Consider the following 15,910-nt stretch of genomic DNA (forward strand, 5'->3'; position numbering starts at 1 on the left):
GTCCATCGGTGCACGGGGAGCCCGGTGTCGCCGCAAAGCATTTGGGCGGCGCCCCGGTGGCCCGGGACAATGCCCCGCATGGGACATCTCGAAGCCAGCCACCTGGAGTACTACCTTCCCGACGGGCGGGTCCTGCTCCCCGACGTCTCCTTCCGTGTGGGGGAGGGGTCGGTCGTCGCCCTCGTCGGGGCGAATGGGGCCGGCAAGACCACCTTGCTCAAGATGATTTCCGGGGAGCTCCAGCCGCACGGCGGCGGCATCACCGTCTCCGGCGGGCTCGGCGTCATGTCGCAGTTCGTGGGCTCCGTACGGGACGAGACGACCGTGCGCGACCTGCTGGTCTCGGTGGCGCAGCCGCGGATCCGGGAGGCCGCGAAGGCCGTGGACCGCGCCGAGCAGCTGATCCTCACGGTGGACGACGAGGCCGCCCAGATGGCGTACGCGCAGGCGCTCAGCGACTGGGCCGACGTCCAGGGCTACGAGGCGGAGACCCTGTGGGACGTCTGCACGATGGCCGCGCTGGCGATCCCGTACGACACCGCGCAGTTCCGCGAGGTGCGCACGCTCTCGGGCGGTGAGCAGAAGCGGCTCGTGCTGGAGGCGCTGCTGCGCGGGCCGGACGAGGTGCTGCTGCTCGACGAGCCGGACAACTACCTCGACGTCCCGGGCAAGCGGTGGCTGGAGGAGCAGCTGAAGGCCACCCGCAAGACGGTGCTGTTCGTCTCGCACGACCGGGAGCTGCTGACCCAGGCCGCCGAGAAGATCATCAGCCTGGAGGCGAGCCCGACGGGCTCGGACGTCTGGGTGCACGGCGCGGGCTTCGACACGTACCACGACGCCCGCAAGGAGCGCTTCGCGCGCTTCGAGGAGCTCAAGCGGCGCTGGGACGAGGAGCACGCCCGCCTGAAGGCGCTGGTGCTGCGGCTGCGCAACCAGGCGGCGAGCAGCCCCGACATGGCCTCGCGGTACCGGGCGATGCAGACCCGCTTCCAGAAGTTCGAGGAGGCCGGGCCGCCGCCGGAGCCGCCGCGCGAGCAGGACATCCGGATGCGGCTCAAGGGCGGCCGTACGGGCGTGCGCGCGCTCACCGTCGAGAACCTGGAGCTGACGGGGCTGATGAAGCCCTTCTCGCTGGAGGTCTTCTACGGCGAGCGGGTCGCGGTGCTCGGCTCGAACGGCTCCGGGAAGTCGCACTTCCTGCGGCTGCTGGCGGGCGAGGACGTCAAGCACACGGGCACCTGGAAGCTGGGCGCCCGCGTGCTGCCCGGGCACTTCGCGCAGACCCACGCGCATCCCGAGCTGTTCGGCCGCACGCTGGTCGACATCCTGTGGACGGAGGCGGCGAAGCCCCTCGGTGCGGCGATGGGCGTGCTGCGGCGCTATGAGCTGGAGCGCCAGGGGGAGCAGCCGTTCGAGAAGCTGTCGGGCGGGCAGCAGGCGCGCTTCCAGATCCTGCTGCTGGAGCTGGCGGGCACCACTGCGCTGCTGCTGGACGAGCCGACCGACAACCTGGACCTGGAGTCGGCGGAGGCCCTGCAGGACGGCCTGGAGTCGTACGACGGCACTGTGCTGTGCGTCACGCACGACCGGTGGTTCGCCCGCACATTCGACCGCTACCTGGTCTTCGGTTCGGACGGTGTGGTGCGGGAGACTCAGGAGCCGGTCTGGGACGAGCGGCGCGTGAAGCGCGAGCGCACGTAGGGTCGGGCGCAAGCGCCGGGGGAGACGCCCCTTGAGCGGCCGATGGGAGGCGTTGTGGGGCTGAGGCCTGGCACCTGGCTCAGGAGACGGGACCTCGCCGGCGGGCGGGGCGGCCCGGGTGTACGGGCCGAGCGGCTGGTCGAACGGCTGCTGCTGCCCGCGTCCCGGCCCTGGAAGGCCGTCTCCCTCGCGGTGCTGCTCGGCATCTGCGTCTCCACCAGCCTGCGCGGGAACTGGGGCTCGGACAACGCGTTCGTGGTCAAGGCCGCCGACGCGCTGCTCGCGGGCGCCTCCCCGTACGAGGACAAGCGGTTCCTGTACCTCCCGAGCGCCGTCGTCATGGCGGTGCCGGAGGCGCTGCTGCCGACGGCGGTGCTGCGCTGGCTGCTGCCGGTCGCGATGTCCGGCCTGCTGGCGGTCGGCTGGTGGGCCGCGCTGCGGCTGTTCTCGGTGCCGCCGCGGTCCCGCTTCGCGGTCGGCGGTTTCGCGCTGTTCGCGATCGCCTACAAGCCGTACGTCAATCTCGTGCTGATCGGGAACTGGACGGCCATCTCCGCCGCCGCCCTGCCGGTGGCGCTGCTGCTCGCGCACCGGCGGTCCTGGGTGGCAGCAGGGCTCGTCGTCGGGCTGGCGATCGCCTGCAAGCCGATGCTGGTGCCGATCGGGCTGCTCTTCGTACTGGCCCGGCAGTGGCGCGGGCTGGCGGCGGCGGTGCTGCTGCCGGTGGCGGTGTCGCTGGCCGGGGCGCTGCTGATGCCGAGCCCGACGCTGTTCTTCACCAAGACGCTGCCGTTCCTGCTCCAGGGGCAGGACGCGTACGCGCTGCCCTGGGACGCCTCGCCGATCGCCGTGCTGCCGCGCCTGGGGGTCCCGCAGCCGGTGGCGGTGGCGGTGGCCTTCGCGGGGGCCGGAGCCGGCCTGTGGGGCGCGTGGCGGCGCTGGCGGCGGCCGGACTCCGCCGAGGGCGAGGGGGGTGACCAGGGGCAGCTGCGGCTGGTGGAGACGGCCTGCATGGTGATGCTCGCCGCATTCCTGGTCTCCCGTCCCTCCTTCGACCACTACCTCCTGGTGGTGCTGCCGCTGCTGCTGGCGTCGGGGGTGCGGCCCGGCTCGATGCCGCGCTCGCCCTGGTTCTGGCTGGCTCTGACGCCCCAGCTGGCCCTGATCCCGTGGCCCTCGGAGCTGGCCCACAAGCGGCGCGCCTTCAAGGACTGCGCCACCCTGTGCGGGCTCGCGATGGTGCTGGTGCGTCGTGCGCTGCGCTCCGCTCGGGTTACTCTGGAGCCCGTAACAACTGCGGGGTCCCCACCCAGGACCGAACCGGAGTGCGCCGCGACGCCAGCAGGACCGGCATCGCGGACCGCGTTTTGACCCGTACGGGTCTGCTTGGGTATCCTGCTGGTTTGTTATGCGTATTGGCTTTCTCATTCTCACGTGAAAGGGCCTTGCGCCGGTCCACCGGACCGATGACCAGCAGTTCACACGGGTTGCGTCCCCGTTGTGAACGAGGGCTGTCGTGATCGTCCGTGGTGACCCTGTCAGGACCTTCCCGTGGGGCTTGCGCCCTTGGGATACCACCACTGAAGAAGCGAAGGCATACGCGTGCGTACGTTCAGCCCCAAGCCCGGCGACATCTCGCGCCAGTGGCTCGTCATCGACGCCCAGGACGTTGTCCTCGGCCGTCTGGCGACCCAGGCCGCTGCCCTCCTGCGGGGTAAGCACAAGCCGACTTACGCCCCCCACATGGACATGGGCGACTTCGTCATCATCGTCAACGCCGACAAGGTGCACCTGTCCGGCAACAAGGCGTCCCAGAAGATGGCGTACCGCCACTCCGGCTACCCGGGTGGTCTCCGCTCGGTGCGCTACGACGACCTCCTGGCGAACAACCCGGAGAAGGCCGTCGAGAAGGCCATCAAGGGCATGCTCCCCAAGAACACCCTGGGCCGTCAGATGCTCTCGAAGCTGAAGGTCTACTCGGGCGACCAGCACCCCCACGCTGCCCAGCAGCCGGTGCCGTTCGAGATCACCCAGGTCGCGCAGTAGTTCCGGCCACCCCCTAAGACGTAGAAAATTCTGAGGAGCATCGTGGCCGAGACCACCGCCGAGACCCCCGTCGAAGAGTTCGAGGGCGTCGAGGAGTACACCACCGAGTCTGAGGTCGTCGTCGAGGGCGACTACACCTCCGAGTCCCTTGCCGGTCGCTTCGGTGACCCCCAGCCGGCCGCCGGCCTGGGCCGTCGCAAGAACGCCATCGCCCGCGTCCGGATCGTTCCGGGCACCGGCAAGTGGAAGATCAACGGTCGCACCCTTGAGGACTACTTCCCCAACAAGGTGCACCAGCAGGAAGTCAACGAGCCGTTCAAGCTCCTTGAGCTCGACAACCGCTACGACGTCATCGCGCGCATCGCGGGTGGCGGCGTTTCCGGCCAGGCCGGCGCCCTGCGCCTCGGCGTGGCCCGTGCGCTGAACGAGGCGGACGTCGACAACAACCGCCCGGCGCTGAAGAAGGCCGGCTTCCTTTCCCGCGACGACCGTGCGGTCGAGCGCAAGAAGGCCGGTCTCAAGAAGGCCCGTAAGGCTCCGCAGTACAGCAAGCGTTAATCTGCGCCTGCTGTTCAGCAACGAAACCGCCCCGGCAGCACTCTCCGTGCTGCCGGGGCGGTTCGTTTACCGCCAAAAGCGGCAATACCTGGCACAAGCGGTCACACACAATCAGTGAACTCGGGAGGACAACAGTGGGACGACTCTTCGGGACGGACGGTGTACGAGGCGTCGCCAACGCGGATCTGACGGCTGAGCTCGCGCTCGGCCTCTCCGTGGCGGCGGCGCACGTACTCGCCGAAGCGGGTACTTTCGCGGGCCACCGGCCGACGGCCGTGGTCGGCCGCGACCCCCGGGCCTCCGGCGAGTTCCTCGAGGCCGCGGTCGTCGCGGGCCTCGCGAGCGCGGGCGTGGACGTCCTGCGCGTCGGTGTGCTGCCCACCCCGGCGGTGGCGTATCTCACCGGTGCGCTGGGCGCCGACCTCGGCGTGATGCTCTCCGCGAGCCACAACGCGATGCCCGACAACGGCATCAAGTTCTTCGCGCGCGGCGGCCACAAGCTCGCCGACGAGCTGGAGGACCGGATCGAGTCGACCTACGAGGAGCACCGCACCGGCGCTCCCTGGGACCGGCCCACCGGCTCCGGCGTCGGCCGGGTCTCCGACTACGACGAGGGCTTCGACAAGTACGTCGCGCACCTCATCGGCGTCCTGCCCAACCGCCTCGACGGGCTGAAGGTCGTCCTGGACGAGGCGCACGGCGCGGCCGCCCGCGTCTCGCCCGAGGCGTTCACCCGGGCCGGCGCCGAGGTGATCACCATCGGTGCCGAGCCCGACGGCCTGAACATCAACGACGGCTGCGGCTCCACCCACCTGGGCCTGCTGAAGCAGGCCGTCGTCGAGCACGGCGCCGACTTCGGCATCGCGCACGACGGCGACGCCGACCGCTGCCTCGCGGTGGATGGCGCCGGCGAGGAGGTCGACGGCGACCAGATCCTCGCGGTGCTGGCGCTGGCCATGCGCGAGGCGGGGCAGCTGCGCGGCAACACCGTCGTCGGCACCGTGATGTCCAACCTGGGCTTCAAGCTGGCCATGGAGGGCGAGGGCATCCAGGTCGTGCAGACCGGCGTCGGCGACCGCTACGTGCTGGAGTCGATGAAGGAGCACGGGTACGCGCTGGGCGGCGAGCAGTCCGGCCACGTGATCATCCTCGACCACGCGACCACCGGTGACGGCACCCTGACCGGCCTGATGCTGGCGGCGCGCGTCGTGGCCACCGGGCGTTCCCTGGCCGAGCTGGCCGGGGTCATGCAGCGGCTGCCGCAGGTCCTGGTCAACGTCCCGGACGTGGACAAGTCCCGCGTCGCCACCTCCGGCGAGCTGGCCGCGGCGGTCGCCGAGGCCGAGCGCGAGCTGGGCACCACCGGCCGGGTGCTGCTGCGTCCCTCCGGTACGGAGCCGCTGGTCCGCGTGATGGTCGAGGCCGCCGACATCGAGCAGGCCCGCGCGGTCGCGGGGCGGCTCGCGGACGTCGTGAAGTCGGCGCTGGGCTAGGCCGACCGGGCCTAGGCACCGGGGGGCCGCAGCCCCTCGGAACGGCGGATCCAGCGACCTCGCTGGGTCCGCCACAGCGCTTTCTGGGCGTACAGGGTCAGCACGCCGGCCAGCATGATCCCGGCCAGGTTCAGCAGCAGCTGCTCGATCGAGCCCCACATTTGGCCGAACTCCCCGTAGCTGAGGGCGACGGCGGCGTTCGCCCCGGCCGGGACGGTGGTCACGGAGATCGCCACGCCGACGAGCGCCCCGGACTTCGCGGAGGTCAGCGAGAGCGTGCCGGCGATGCCCGCGAGCAGCGACACCACGAAGGACAGCGGGTCCGGCTGCCAGATGAAGCCGGTGTTCGGGCGGGGCTGGTCCAGCATCTGCCGCGAGAACTGCCCGATGCCGTCCATCCCCAGGCTGAACACGGTGGTGGCGACGATCCCCACGGCGAAACCGATCAGGAGTGCCGTCAGGGAGCGCAGCGCGAGGCGCGGCTTGGAGCGGACGATTCCGGTGCAGACGCCCGCCAGCGGGCCGAACTCCGGGCCGACGGCCATCGCGCCCACGATCAGGATCGAGTTGTCGAGCACCACACCGCAGGCCGCGATCATGGTCGCGAGGATCATGAACCCGCAGTAGGTGATGGTGAGCGTGGACTCCTCGTGCGTCGCCTCGGTCAGCTGCTCCCACAGGACCGCGTCGGCGGCTTCCCCCGGGGCCTCCTCCTCGGCCGCGTCCGCCCTCTTCGACAGGGACAGGTCGATGTTCTCGACGGCGATCGAGCCGTCCTTCTCGATGCCCAGTGCCTGGAGTTCCCGCAGCAGCTGGTCCCCGGCCTCCCGGGCGACGTCGCAGAGCACGAGGTCGCCCTCGGGGTCGCGGGCGGCGCCGGGCAGCACGACGAGGTGCGTGGTGCCGACCGTCGATTCGATGACCGACACGGCGGACTCCGTGCGCTCGGACGGGACGATCAACCGCAGGTGCAGCATGGCCGCACCCTAGCGGCGAGCGGGTCAGAGCTTGCGGAGGCTGAGCTTCTGCACCTTGTGGTCGGGACCCTTGCGCACGACGAGGGTCGCGCGGCCGCGGGTGGGCGCGACGTTCTCCAGCAGGTTGGGCTTGTTGATCGTGCGCCACATGGTCTGCGCGTACTCCATGGCCTCCTCCTCGGAGACCTGGGTGTACTTGCGGAAGTAGGAGAAAGGATTCTGGAACGCGGTCTCGCGGAGCTTGCGGAACCGGTTCAGGTACCAGCGCTCGATGTCCTCGGGGCGGGCGTCCACGTACACGCTGAAGTCGAAGTAGTCCGCGAGACCGACGCGGGTGCGGCCGTCCTTGCCGGGCAGGGCCGGCTGCAGGACGTTGAGCCCCTCGACGATGAGGATGTCGGGGCGCCGTACGACGAGCTGCTCGCCGGGGACGATGTCGTAGATCAGGTGCGAGTACACCGGGGCCGTGACCTCGTCCTTGCCGGCCTTGATGTCGGCGACGAAGCGGGTCAGCGCGCGGCGGTCGTACGACTCGGGGAAGCCCTTGCGGGCGGTCAGGCCGCGCCGCTGGAGCTCCTTCATGGGGTAGAGGAAGCCGTCCGTGGTGACCAGCTCGACGCGCGGGTGCTCGGGCCAGCGGGCGAGCAGGGCCTGGAGCAGACGGGCCACGGTGGACTTGCCGACGGCGACCGAGCCGGCGACCCCTATGACGAACGGGGTGCCCTGCTGGGCGCCGTGCCCGTTGCCGGCGTCGCCGAGGAAGGTGTTCAGGGTGCCGCGGAGGTTGCTGGTGGCGCCCACGTAGAGGTTGAGGAGGCGGGAGAGCGGGAGGTAGACGTCCCGGACCTCGTCGAGGTCGATGACGTCGCCGAGGCCGCGCAGCCGCTCGACCTCGTCGGCGGTGAGGGGGAGCGGGGTCCGCTCGCGCAGGGCGCTCCACTCGGCCCGGGTGAGGTCGACGTACGGCGAGACCTCGGCCCGGCGGTGGGGGCGCTCGGTCCGGTCGGGGCGCTCCATCGCGCTGTCCGGCGTGCTTCGTGGCGGCGAAGTGATCACAGGGCCATTGTCGGGGCTCGGGGCCGGTTGTGGGTGGTGGGGTCGGTCACGTGCGGGCGTTCCGGCGGTCACGTGCGGGTATCCAGGCGGTCACGTGCGGGCGCCCCGGCGGTGGGTTGTACGCGGTCCGGTCTCGATGGGAAGGCCGTGCGATCTCGCATGGGTCACGATTGGGGGCGGCTGGTGGAAATCGGCCACGGGTGGCCAGTCTTTACCCGTAGATTGCCGTCACCGCCGCTTTTGACGAGCGCCCTCCGCCGTGTGGGTGCCGCTCGCGGCTGCCCGGCCGCCGCTCCAGGGAGACACTCCGTGCGTACCGCTCTTGTCCGTCGTACCGTCCTGACCGCCTCCGCGGTCTCGCTGGCGCTGCTCGCCACCGCTTGCGGCTCGGGTGAGGGTGACAGCAAGGGGGACGCCAAGTCCTCCGCCAAGCCGTCGGCCGCCGCGTCGCCGAGCCCGACGCCCGAGGCCAAGGCGCTGACGGCCGAGGAGCTGGAGAAGGTCAGCCTGGTCAACGGGGACGTCCCGAAGGTGGAGCTGGCCAAGGCCGGCGCGGACGACGTGTCGAAGGTCTCCGAGGTCAGCAGCGACAAGGCCGAGTGCAAGCCGCTCGCGCTGGTCGGCAGCCTGGCCACGCTGGGCGACTCCGTCACCTCCACGGAGCGCATCGCCACGGGCGAGCCGACCGACATGAAGAACCCGCTGAGCATCACCATCACGGCGGTCAAGGTCCAGTCGTACAACGGCAAGGGCGCGGAGGCGGCGCTGGCCTCGCTGAAGACCGCCGGCACCGCGTGCGCGGGCGGGTTCATCGTCACGGCCGGCGGTGACAAGACCACGATCAAGTCGGTGGCCCCGGCCACCGCCACCGCCGGCGACGAGGCCGCCGCGTGGGACGTCACCATGTCGGAGGACGGCGAGGCCATCGAGTCCCGGCTGGTCGCCTTCCGCAAGGGCAGCAACCTGGTGACCATCCAGCACGTCTCGTTCACGGGCAAGCCCGGCACCCCGCAGGCGTTCATCGACGCCCAGCTGAAGAAGCTCGGCTGATCCGGCACTGACCCGGCGTCAACCCCGTTCCGGCGTATGTGCCGGGGCGGGGTTTTCGTCTTGTTCCGCTACGGGTAGGGGACCCGAGTACGGCGTACCCTGCCGCGTATGTGCGGAATTGTGGGTTACGTGGGAGCGCAGTCTGCGCTCGATGTGGTCATCGCCGGACTCAAGCGGCTGGAGTACCGCGGCTACGACTCGGCCGGGGTCGCCGTGCTCGCGGACGGGGAGCTCGCCACCGTCAAGAAGGCCGGCAAGCTGGTCAACCTGGAGAAGGAGCTGGTCGGGCATCCGATGCCGGCCGGTTCCACGGGCCTGGGGCACACCCGGTGGGCGACCCACGGCGGGCCCACCGACGTCAACGCCCACCCGCACCTCGACAACACGGGGCGGGTCGCCGTCGTCCACAACGGCATCATCGAGAACTTCGCCGATCTGCGGGCGGAGCTGGCCGAGCGCGGGCACCGGCTGGAGTCCGAGACGGACACCGAGGTCGTGGCGCACCTGCTGGCGGAGCGTTTCGCGGTGTGCGGGGACCTGGCGGAGGCCATGCGCCAGGTGTGCCGGCGGCTGGCGGGCGCGTTCACGCTGGTCGCGGTGCACGCCGACGCGCCGGACGTGGTGGTAGGCGCCCGCCGGAACTCCCCCCTGGTGGTGGGCGTTGGAGAAGGCGAGCACTTCCTCGCCTCGGACGTGGCCGCGTTCATCGCCCACACGCGATCCGCGATCGAGCTGGGGCAGGACCAGGTCGTCGAGCTCCGCCGCGACGGGGTGACGGTGACCGACTTCAGCGGTGCGCCCGCGGCCGTGCGCGCGTACCACGTGGACTGGGACGCCTCGGCGGCCGAGAAGGGGGGATATGACTACTTCATGCTCAAGGAGATCGCCGAGCAGCCGAAGGCTGTCGCCGACACCCTCCTGGGCAGGATCGACGCGAGCGGCCTGCTGACCCTGGACGAGGTGCGCATCCCCACCTCGGTGCTCCGGGAGGTCGACAAGGTCGTGATCGTGGCGTGCGGTACGGCGTACCACGCGGGCATGATCGCGAAGCTGGCCATCGAGCACTGGACCCGCATCCCGTGCGAGACGGAGCTGGCGAGCGAGTTCCGCTACCGCGACCCGATCCTGGACCAGCGGACGCTGGTGATCGCGATCTCGCAGTCCGGCGAGACCATGGACACCCTGATGGCGCTCCGGCACGCGCGCGAGCAGGGCGCCAAGGTGCTGGCCGTCTGCAATACGAACGGGTCGACGATCCCGCGCGAGTCGGACGCCGTGCTGTACACGCACGCCGGTCCGGAGGTGGCCGTCGCCTCGACCAAGGCGTTCCTGACGCAGCTGGTGGCCTGCTATCTGGTCGCGCTGTACCTCGGGCAGGTGCGGGGTACGAAGTGGGGCGACGAGATCGAGGCGGTGATCCGGGAGCTGTCGGACATCGCCGGCGCGGTGGACACCGTACTGGAGACCATGGAGCCGGTGCGGGCGCTGGCGCGGTCGCTGGCGGACAAGGACACCGTGCTGTTCCTGGGGCGGCACGTCGGGTACCCGGTGGCGCTGGAGGGCGCGCTCAAGCTCAAGGAGCTCGCGTACATGCACGCCGAGGGGTTCGCGGCGGGCGAGCTCAAGCACGGGCCGATCGCGCTGATCGAGGAGGACCTGCCGGTGGTGGTCGTCGTACCGTCGCCGCGCGGGCGCTCGGTGCTGCACGACAAGATCGTGTCGAACATCCAGGAGATCCGGGCGCGCGGGGCGCGGACCATCGTGATCGCGGAGGAGGGTGACCAGGCGGTCGTGCCGTACGCCGACCACCTGATCCGGATCCCGGCCACGCCGACACTGCTCCAGCCGCTGGTGGCGACGGTGCCGCTACAGGTGTTCGCGTGCGAGCTGGCGACCGCGCGGGGCAACGAGGTGGACCAGCCGCGTAATCTCGCCAAGTCCGTGACGGTGGAGTGAGCGCAGAGTAGAGGGCTTGGTGTTGTGATTATCGGTGTGGGGATCGACGTTGCCGAGATCGAGCGGTTCGGCGCCGCGCTGGAGCGGACGCCTCACCTGGCGCAACGGCTTTTCAACGACGCCGAGTTGACGCTGCCGAGCGGCGAGCGGCGCGGGACCGCCTCGCTCGCCGCCCGGTTCGCGGCGAAGGAGGCCCTGGCCAAGGCGCTCGGCGCGCCCGGCGGGCTGCTGTGGACGGACGCCGAGGTGTACGTCGAGGAGAGCGGGCAGCCGCGGCTGCGGGTGTCCGGGACGGTCGAGGCGCGGGCGGTGGAGCTGGGCGTGAAGTCCTGGCACATCTCGCTCAGTCACGACGCCGGGGTGGCGTCCGCCGTGGTGATCGCCGAGGGGTAGCGGGCCGTCGCGCGTCCGGTCGGGCAGGGTGGTGGCATGCGTACTGCTTACAGCGTGGAGACCGTACGGGCCGCCGAGCGCGAGCTGATGGCCAGGCTGCCCGAGGGCGCCCTGATGCAGCGGGCGGCGGCCGGGCTGGCCGCCGTGTGCGCGGGGCTGCTGCGGAAGGTGTACGGGGCGCGGGTCGTCCTGCTGGTCGGGCCCGGGGACAACGGCGGCGACGCCCTGTACGCGGGCGCGCGGCTGGCGCGACGCGGGGCCGGGGTGACGGCCGTGCCGATGGATCCGGCGCGGGTGCACGAGGGCGGGCTGCGGGCGCTGCTCGCCGCCGGGGGGCGGGTGTCGCGGGACGTTCCCGGGGGCCGGGCGGACCTGGTGCTGGACGGGCTCGTCGGGATCGGCGGGCGGGGCGGGCTGAGGCCGGCCGCGGCGGCGCTGGTGGAGCGGATCCCGGCCGGCGCGGTGGTGGTGGCCGTGGACCTGCCGAGCGGGGTGGACGCGGACACCGGGGAAGTGGCGGGGGCGGCGGTGCGGGCCGACGTCACCGTGACCTTCGGGGCGTACAAGCCGGGGCTGCTGATCGACCCGGGGGCGTCGCGGGCTGGCGCGGTACGGCTGGTGGACATCGGGCTGTCGCTGCCGGAGCCGGAGTTGGAGGCGTTGCAGGACGCCGATGTGGCGGGGCTGCTGCCGGTGCCGACGGCGTCGAGCGACAAGTACCGGCGGGGCGTGGTCGGGGTCGTCGCCGGGTCGGCGCAGTACCCGGGCGCGGCGGTGCTGGCCGTGGCGGGGGCGCTGCGGGGCGGCGCGGGCGCGGTGCGGTACGTCGGGCCGGCGGCGCAGGCGGTGCTCGCGCGGTACCCGGAGACGCTGATCGGGCGGGGCCGGGTGCAGGCGTGGGTGGTCGGGCCGGGGCTGGGGGCGGAGCGGGGCGCGGAGGTCGCGGAGGTCCTGGCGGACCCGGTGCCGGTGCTGGTGGACGCGGACGGGCTGCGCGGGCTGGACCCGGAGGTGCTGCGGGGGCGGCCGGCGCCGACGCTGCTGACGCCGCACGCGGGCGAGGCGGCGGCGCTGCTGGGGGTCTCGCGGGAGTCGGTGGAGTCGGCCCGGCTGGCGTCGGTGCGCACGCTGGCGGCGAAGTACGGGGCGGTGGCGCTGTTGAAGGGCTCGACGACGCTGGTCGCCGCCGCGGGCGGGGGGCCGGTGCGCGTGAACCCGACGGGTACGCCGTGGCTGGCGACGGCGGGCAGCGGTGACGTCCTCTCGGGGCTCACGGGGTCCCTGCTGGCGGCGGGCCTGGACGTGCTGGACGCGGCCTCGGTGGGCGCGTACCTCCACGGCCTGGCGGCCCGCCACGCCGCCTCCGGCGCCCCCCTGGTGGCCCAGGAAATCGCCGCGGCCCTCCCCAGGGCCTGGCGCCAACACCCCTGACGGGGCCGACCGGAACCGAAGCCCCGGCCCCCTGGGGCTCGGCCCTCGGGCTAGCTGGAAAGCTCCGCGCCATCCGGCTCCCGGAGCCGTCCGGCGGCAACGGCTGCGTCCGGACCCGGGGAGCCGGTCCCGTCGGCGATGTCGGAGGGCTGGGTCCGCAGTGGGGCCGGATGGTCGGTGCGGGGCGAGCCACGGGAGGGGGTGGGTGGGGGTTCTGAGAGACTGTGCGGGATGAACGAGACAGCGACGCGCGTGTACGCCGAGATCGATCTTGATGCCGTACGGGGGAACGTGCGCGCCCTGCGGGAGCGGGCGCCGCGGGCCCGGGTGATGGCCGTCGTCAAGGCGGACGGCTACGGCCACGGAGCCGTGCCGTGCGCCCGCGCCGCCCTGGACGCCGGCGCGGCCTGGCTCGGTACCGCCACGCCCGAGGAGGCCCTCGCGCTGCGCGCCGCCGGCATCGACGCCCCCGTCATGTGCTGGCTGTGGACCCCCGGCGGGCCCTGGCGGGAGGCCGTCGAGGCCGGCATCGACGTCTCCGTCAGCGCCCTGTGGGCCCTCGACGAGGTCCGCGCCGCCGCCCGCGCCGCCGGCCGCACCGCCCGCGTCCAGCTCAAGGCCGACACCGGCCTCGGCCGGGGCGGCTGCCAGCCCGCCGACTGGGCGGAGCTCGTCGGCGCGGCCGTCGCCGCCCAAGCCGAGGGCACCGTCCACGTCACCGGCCTCTGGTCGCACTTCGCCTGCGCCGACGAGCCCGGCCACCCCTCGATCCCGCTCCAGCTCGCCGCGTTCCGCGACATGCTCGCGTACGCCGAGAAGGAGGGCGTCGAGCCCGAGGTCCGGCACATCGCCAACTCGCCCGCGACCCTCACCCTCCCCGAGAGCCACTTCGACCTCGTCCGCTGCGGCCTCGCCGTCTACGGCGTGTCGCCCGCGCCCGAGCTCGGTACCGCCGCCCAGCTCGGGCTGCGCCCGGCCATGACGCTCAAGGCCTCCGTGGCGCTCGTCAAGGACGTCCCCGCCGGGCACGGCGTCAGCTACGGCCACCACCACGTCACCGCCGAGGACACCCGCCTCGCACTGGTCCCCGCCGGTTACGCCGACGGCATCCCGCGCCACGCCTCCGGCCGCGGGCCGGTGCTGCTCGGCGGGAAGACCCGTACGGTCGCCGGGCGCGTCGCCATGGACCAGTTCGTCGTCGATCTCGGCTCCGGCGACGACGCCGCCCAGGTCAGGGCCGGTGACGAGGCCGTCCTCTTCGGCCCCGGAGAGGGCGGCGAACCCACCGCCGAGGACTGGGCACAGGCCGCCGGCACCATCGCGTATGAGATCGTCACCCGTATCGGGGCCCGGGTGCCCCGGGTGTACCGCAACGGCTGAGCGAGGGCAGCGTGGGTGACGGCGTGGGCGACGGCGTGAGCGAGAACTGGCGCAGGGCCGGCTGGGCCGGCGCCGCCATCGGCATCGTCGCCGCGGGCGCGGCGGCCGGAGTCGCCATAGAGCGGCTCACCGTCGGCCGCGGCATGCGCGTGAAGGCCCGCCTCGCGCTCGACGCCGCCGGGGACTACGGCTCCCTGCGCGGGGCCGAGGGGACCACCCGCGCCGAGGACGCCACCGAGCTCTACTACGAGGTCGACGAGCTGCCCGCGGACAGCCGCAAGGAGAACCGCGGGCGCCTGCTGCGCCGCAAGGCCGCGGCCGCGCCGACCGTCGTGTTCTGCCACGGCTACTGCCTCAGCCAGGACGCCTGGCACTTCCAGCGCTCCGCCCTGCGCGGCGTGGTCCGAGCCGTCTACTGGGACCAGCGCAGCCACGGCCGCTCCGCGCGCGGCCTCGCCCAGGCCGACGGCGAGCCGGTGACCATCGAGCAGCTCGGCCGCGACCTCAAGGCCGTCATCGACGCCGCCGCCCCCGAGGGCCCGCTCGTGCTGGTCGGCCACTCCATGGGTGGCATGACGATCATGGCGCTGGCCGAGCAGTTCCCCGAGCTGGTACGGGACCGCGTGCTCGGTGTGGCCCTGGTCGGCACCTCCAGCGGAGGGCTGGGCGAGGTGACGTACGGGCTGCCGCTGCCGGCCGCCGGGCTGAGCGCCGTACGCCGGGTGCTGCCCGGGGTGCTCAAGGCGCTCGGATCGCAGGTCGAGCTGGTCGAGAAGGGCCGCCGCGCCACCGCCGACCTCTTCGCCGGGATGATCAAGCGCTACTCGTTCGGCTCCCGCGACGTGGACCCGGCGGTCGCGCGCTTCGCCGAGCGGCTCATCGAGGCCACCCCCATCGACGTGGTCGCGGAGTTCTACCCGGCGTTCCAGATCCACGACAAATCCGCCGCGCTCCAGCGCTTCGCGGACATCCCCGTCACCGTCATCGCCGGGGACCACGACATGATCACCCCGGCCGCGCACAGCGAGGCCATCAAGGCCGAGCTGCCGGCCGCCGAGCTGACCGTCCTGGAGTCCGCCGGGCACCTGATGATGCTGGAGCACCCGGAGACCGTGACCGGGCTGCTGGGCGACCTGCTGGCGCGCACCGGAGCCGTGGCCGCAGCGACTAACGTTGGCGGGCATGGAAGAAGTACGGCGGGAAACACCGCAGGAACCGCAGCCTCAGGTACCCCGGGCGCCGCAGGAACCGCAGGAAGTACCGCGCAGCCAGGCCACTGACGCCGCTGCCCAGGCCCTCGTCACCGTCGATTCCCCGGACTCCATGCGGGAGCTGGGCCGCCGGATCGCGGGCCTGCTGCGCCCCGGCGACCTCGTGCTGCTGACGGGCGAGCTCGGCGCGGGCAAGACCACCCTGACCCGGGGCCTGGGCGAGGGTCTCGGCGTCCGCGGGGCCGTGACCTCGCCGACCTTCGTGATCGCCCGGGTGCACCCCTCGCTCGGGGACGGTCCGCCGCTGGTGCACGTGGACGCGTACCGGCTCGGCGGCGGGCTGGAGGAGATGGAGGACCTGGACCTCGACGTCTCGCTGCCCGAGTCCGTGGTCGTCGTGGAGTGGGGCGACGGCAAGGTCGAGGAGCTCTCCGACGACCGGCTGCACGTGGTGATCGCCCGGGCGGTGGGCCACGAGGAGGTCCTGGACGACGTACGGGAGGTCTCGCTGCACGGGGTCGGGGCGCGCTGGACCGACGGGGCCGGGCTCGAAGAGCTCGCCGGGGTCCTGTCGGAGTAGGCGCGGGGAAACGTACCGACAACTCGTCGGCAAGATATTGCGCTGGTGGCGGGGGTCGTGGTCACATGGTACCGAGAC

At 72.4% G+C, this 15,910-nt stretch carries 14 protein-coding genes; 12 read left to right on the forward strand and 2 right to left on the reverse strand.

Annotated elements, in window-relative coordinates; genetic code table 11:
* Positions 1 to 69 precede the first annotated feature (69 nt).
* From OG982_RS18075 to glmM, 5 genes are all read left to right on the forward strand, one after another.
* Positions 70 to 1,701 (forward strand): ABC-F family ATP-binding cassette domain-containing protein, encoded by a 1,632-nt coding sequence (locus OG982_RS18075; protein ID WP_266948872.1) that lies wholly within the window; start codon positions 70 to 72, stop codon positions 1,699 to 1,701.
* Positions 1,702 to 1,755: 54 nt separating this feature from the next.
* Positions 1,756 to 3,072 carry a glycosyltransferase family 87 protein gene (locus tag OG982_RS18080; RefSeq protein WP_266948873.1) on the forward strand — a complete coding sequence of 439 codons (1,317 nt, stop codon included), beginning with the start codon at positions 1,756 to 1,758 and terminating at the stop codon, positions 3,070 to 3,072.
* A gap of 231 nt (positions 3,073 to 3,303) precedes the next feature.
* Complete coding sequence (gene rplM / locus OG982_RS18085) at positions 3,304 to 3,747, forward strand: 50S ribosomal protein L13 (RefSeq protein ID WP_008739660.1); 444 nt, start codon at positions 3,304 to 3,306, stop codon at positions 3,745 to 3,747.
* Between the two features lie 42 nt (positions 3,748 to 3,789).
* A complete protein-coding gene (gene rpsI / locus OG982_RS18090) occupies positions 3,790 to 4,305 on the forward strand; it encodes a 30S ribosomal protein S9 (RefSeq protein WP_008739658.1) in 516 nt (171 codons plus the stop codon).
* Positions 4,306 to 4,439: 134 nt separating this feature from the next.
* Positions 4,440 to 5,798 carry a phosphoglucosamine mutase gene (glmM, locus tag OG982_RS18095; RefSeq protein ID WP_266785525.1) on the forward strand — a complete coding sequence of 453 codons (1,359 nt, stop codon included), beginning with the start codon at positions 4,440 to 4,442 and terminating at the stop codon, positions 5,796 to 5,798.
* 11 nt (positions 5,799 to 5,809) lie between these two features.
* Here the strand turns inward: glmM and OG982_RS18100 are convergent, their stop codons facing one another.
* Positions 5,810 to 6,775 (reverse strand): DUF389 domain-containing protein, encoded by a 966-nt coding sequence (locus OG982_RS18100; protein ID WP_266785523.1) that lies wholly within the window; start codon positions 6,773 to 6,775, stop codon positions 5,810 to 5,812.
* A 24-nt stretch (positions 6,776 to 6,799) separates the two neighbouring features.
* A complete protein-coding gene (gene coaA / locus OG982_RS18105; RefSeq protein ID WP_266791887.1) occupies positions 6,800 to 7,792 on the reverse strand; it encodes a type I pantothenate kinase in 993 nt (330 codons plus the stop codon).
* Between the two features lie 348 nt (positions 7,793 to 8,140).
* Between coaA and OG982_RS18110 the strand changes: the two genes are divergently transcribed.
* The 7 genes from OG982_RS18110 (at position 8,141) to tsaE (ending at position 15,832) form a co-directional block, all read left to right on the forward strand.
* Entirely contained in the window at positions 8,141 to 8,881 is a 741-nt protein-coding gene (locus OG982_RS18110; protein WP_266785521.1) for a hypothetical protein, read from the forward strand.
* A gap of 108 nt (positions 8,882 to 8,989) precedes the next feature.
* Positions 8,990 to 10,837 carry a glutamine--fructose-6-phosphate transaminase (isomerizing) gene (gene glmS / locus OG982_RS18115; protein WP_266785519.1) on the forward strand — a complete coding sequence of 616 codons (1,848 nt, stop codon included), beginning with the start codon at positions 8,990 to 8,992 and terminating at the stop codon, positions 10,835 to 10,837.
* Positions 10,838 to 10,861: 24 nt separating this feature from the next.
* A complete protein-coding gene (locus OG982_RS18120; RefSeq protein ID WP_266785517.1) occupies positions 10,862 to 11,230 on the forward strand; it encodes a holo-ACP synthase in 369 nt (122 codons plus the stop codon).
* A 36-nt stretch (positions 11,231 to 11,266) separates the two neighbouring features.
* Positions 11,267 to 12,661, forward strand: a complete 1,395-nt coding sequence (locus tag OG982_RS18125; protein ID WP_266785515.1) for an NAD(P)H-hydrate dehydratase — start codon at positions 11,267 to 11,269, stop codon at positions 12,659 to 12,661.
* 231 nt (positions 12,662 to 12,892) lie between these two features.
* Positions 12,893 to 14,041 carry an alanine racemase gene (alr, locus tag OG982_RS18130; RefSeq protein WP_266948875.1) on the forward strand — a complete coding sequence of 383 codons (1,149 nt, stop codon included), beginning with the start codon at positions 12,893 to 12,895 and terminating at the stop codon, positions 14,039 to 14,041.
* 11 nt (positions 14,042 to 14,052) lie between these two features.
* Positions 14,053 to 15,321: an alpha/beta fold hydrolase gene (locus OG982_RS18135; protein ID WP_266785511.1), complete on the forward strand. Its 1,269-nt coding sequence runs from the start codon at positions 14,053 to 14,055 to the stop codon at positions 15,319 to 15,321.
* On the forward strand, positions 15,224 to 15,832 hold the full coding sequence (tsaE, locus tag OG982_RS18140; RefSeq protein WP_323139264.1) for a tRNA (adenosine(37)-N6)-threonylcarbamoyltransferase complex ATPase subunit type 1 TsaE: 609 nt from the start codon (positions 15,224 to 15,226) through the stop codon (positions 15,830 to 15,832). The genes OG982_RS18135 and tsaE overlap by 98 nt, the downstream gene beginning before the upstream one ends.
* Positions 15,833 to 15,910 lie beyond the last annotated feature (78 nt).

The organism is Streptomyces sp. NBC_01551 (genome assembly GCF_026339935.1).
Lineage (GTDB): Bacteria > Actinomycetota > Actinomycetes > Streptomycetales > Streptomycetaceae > Streptomyces.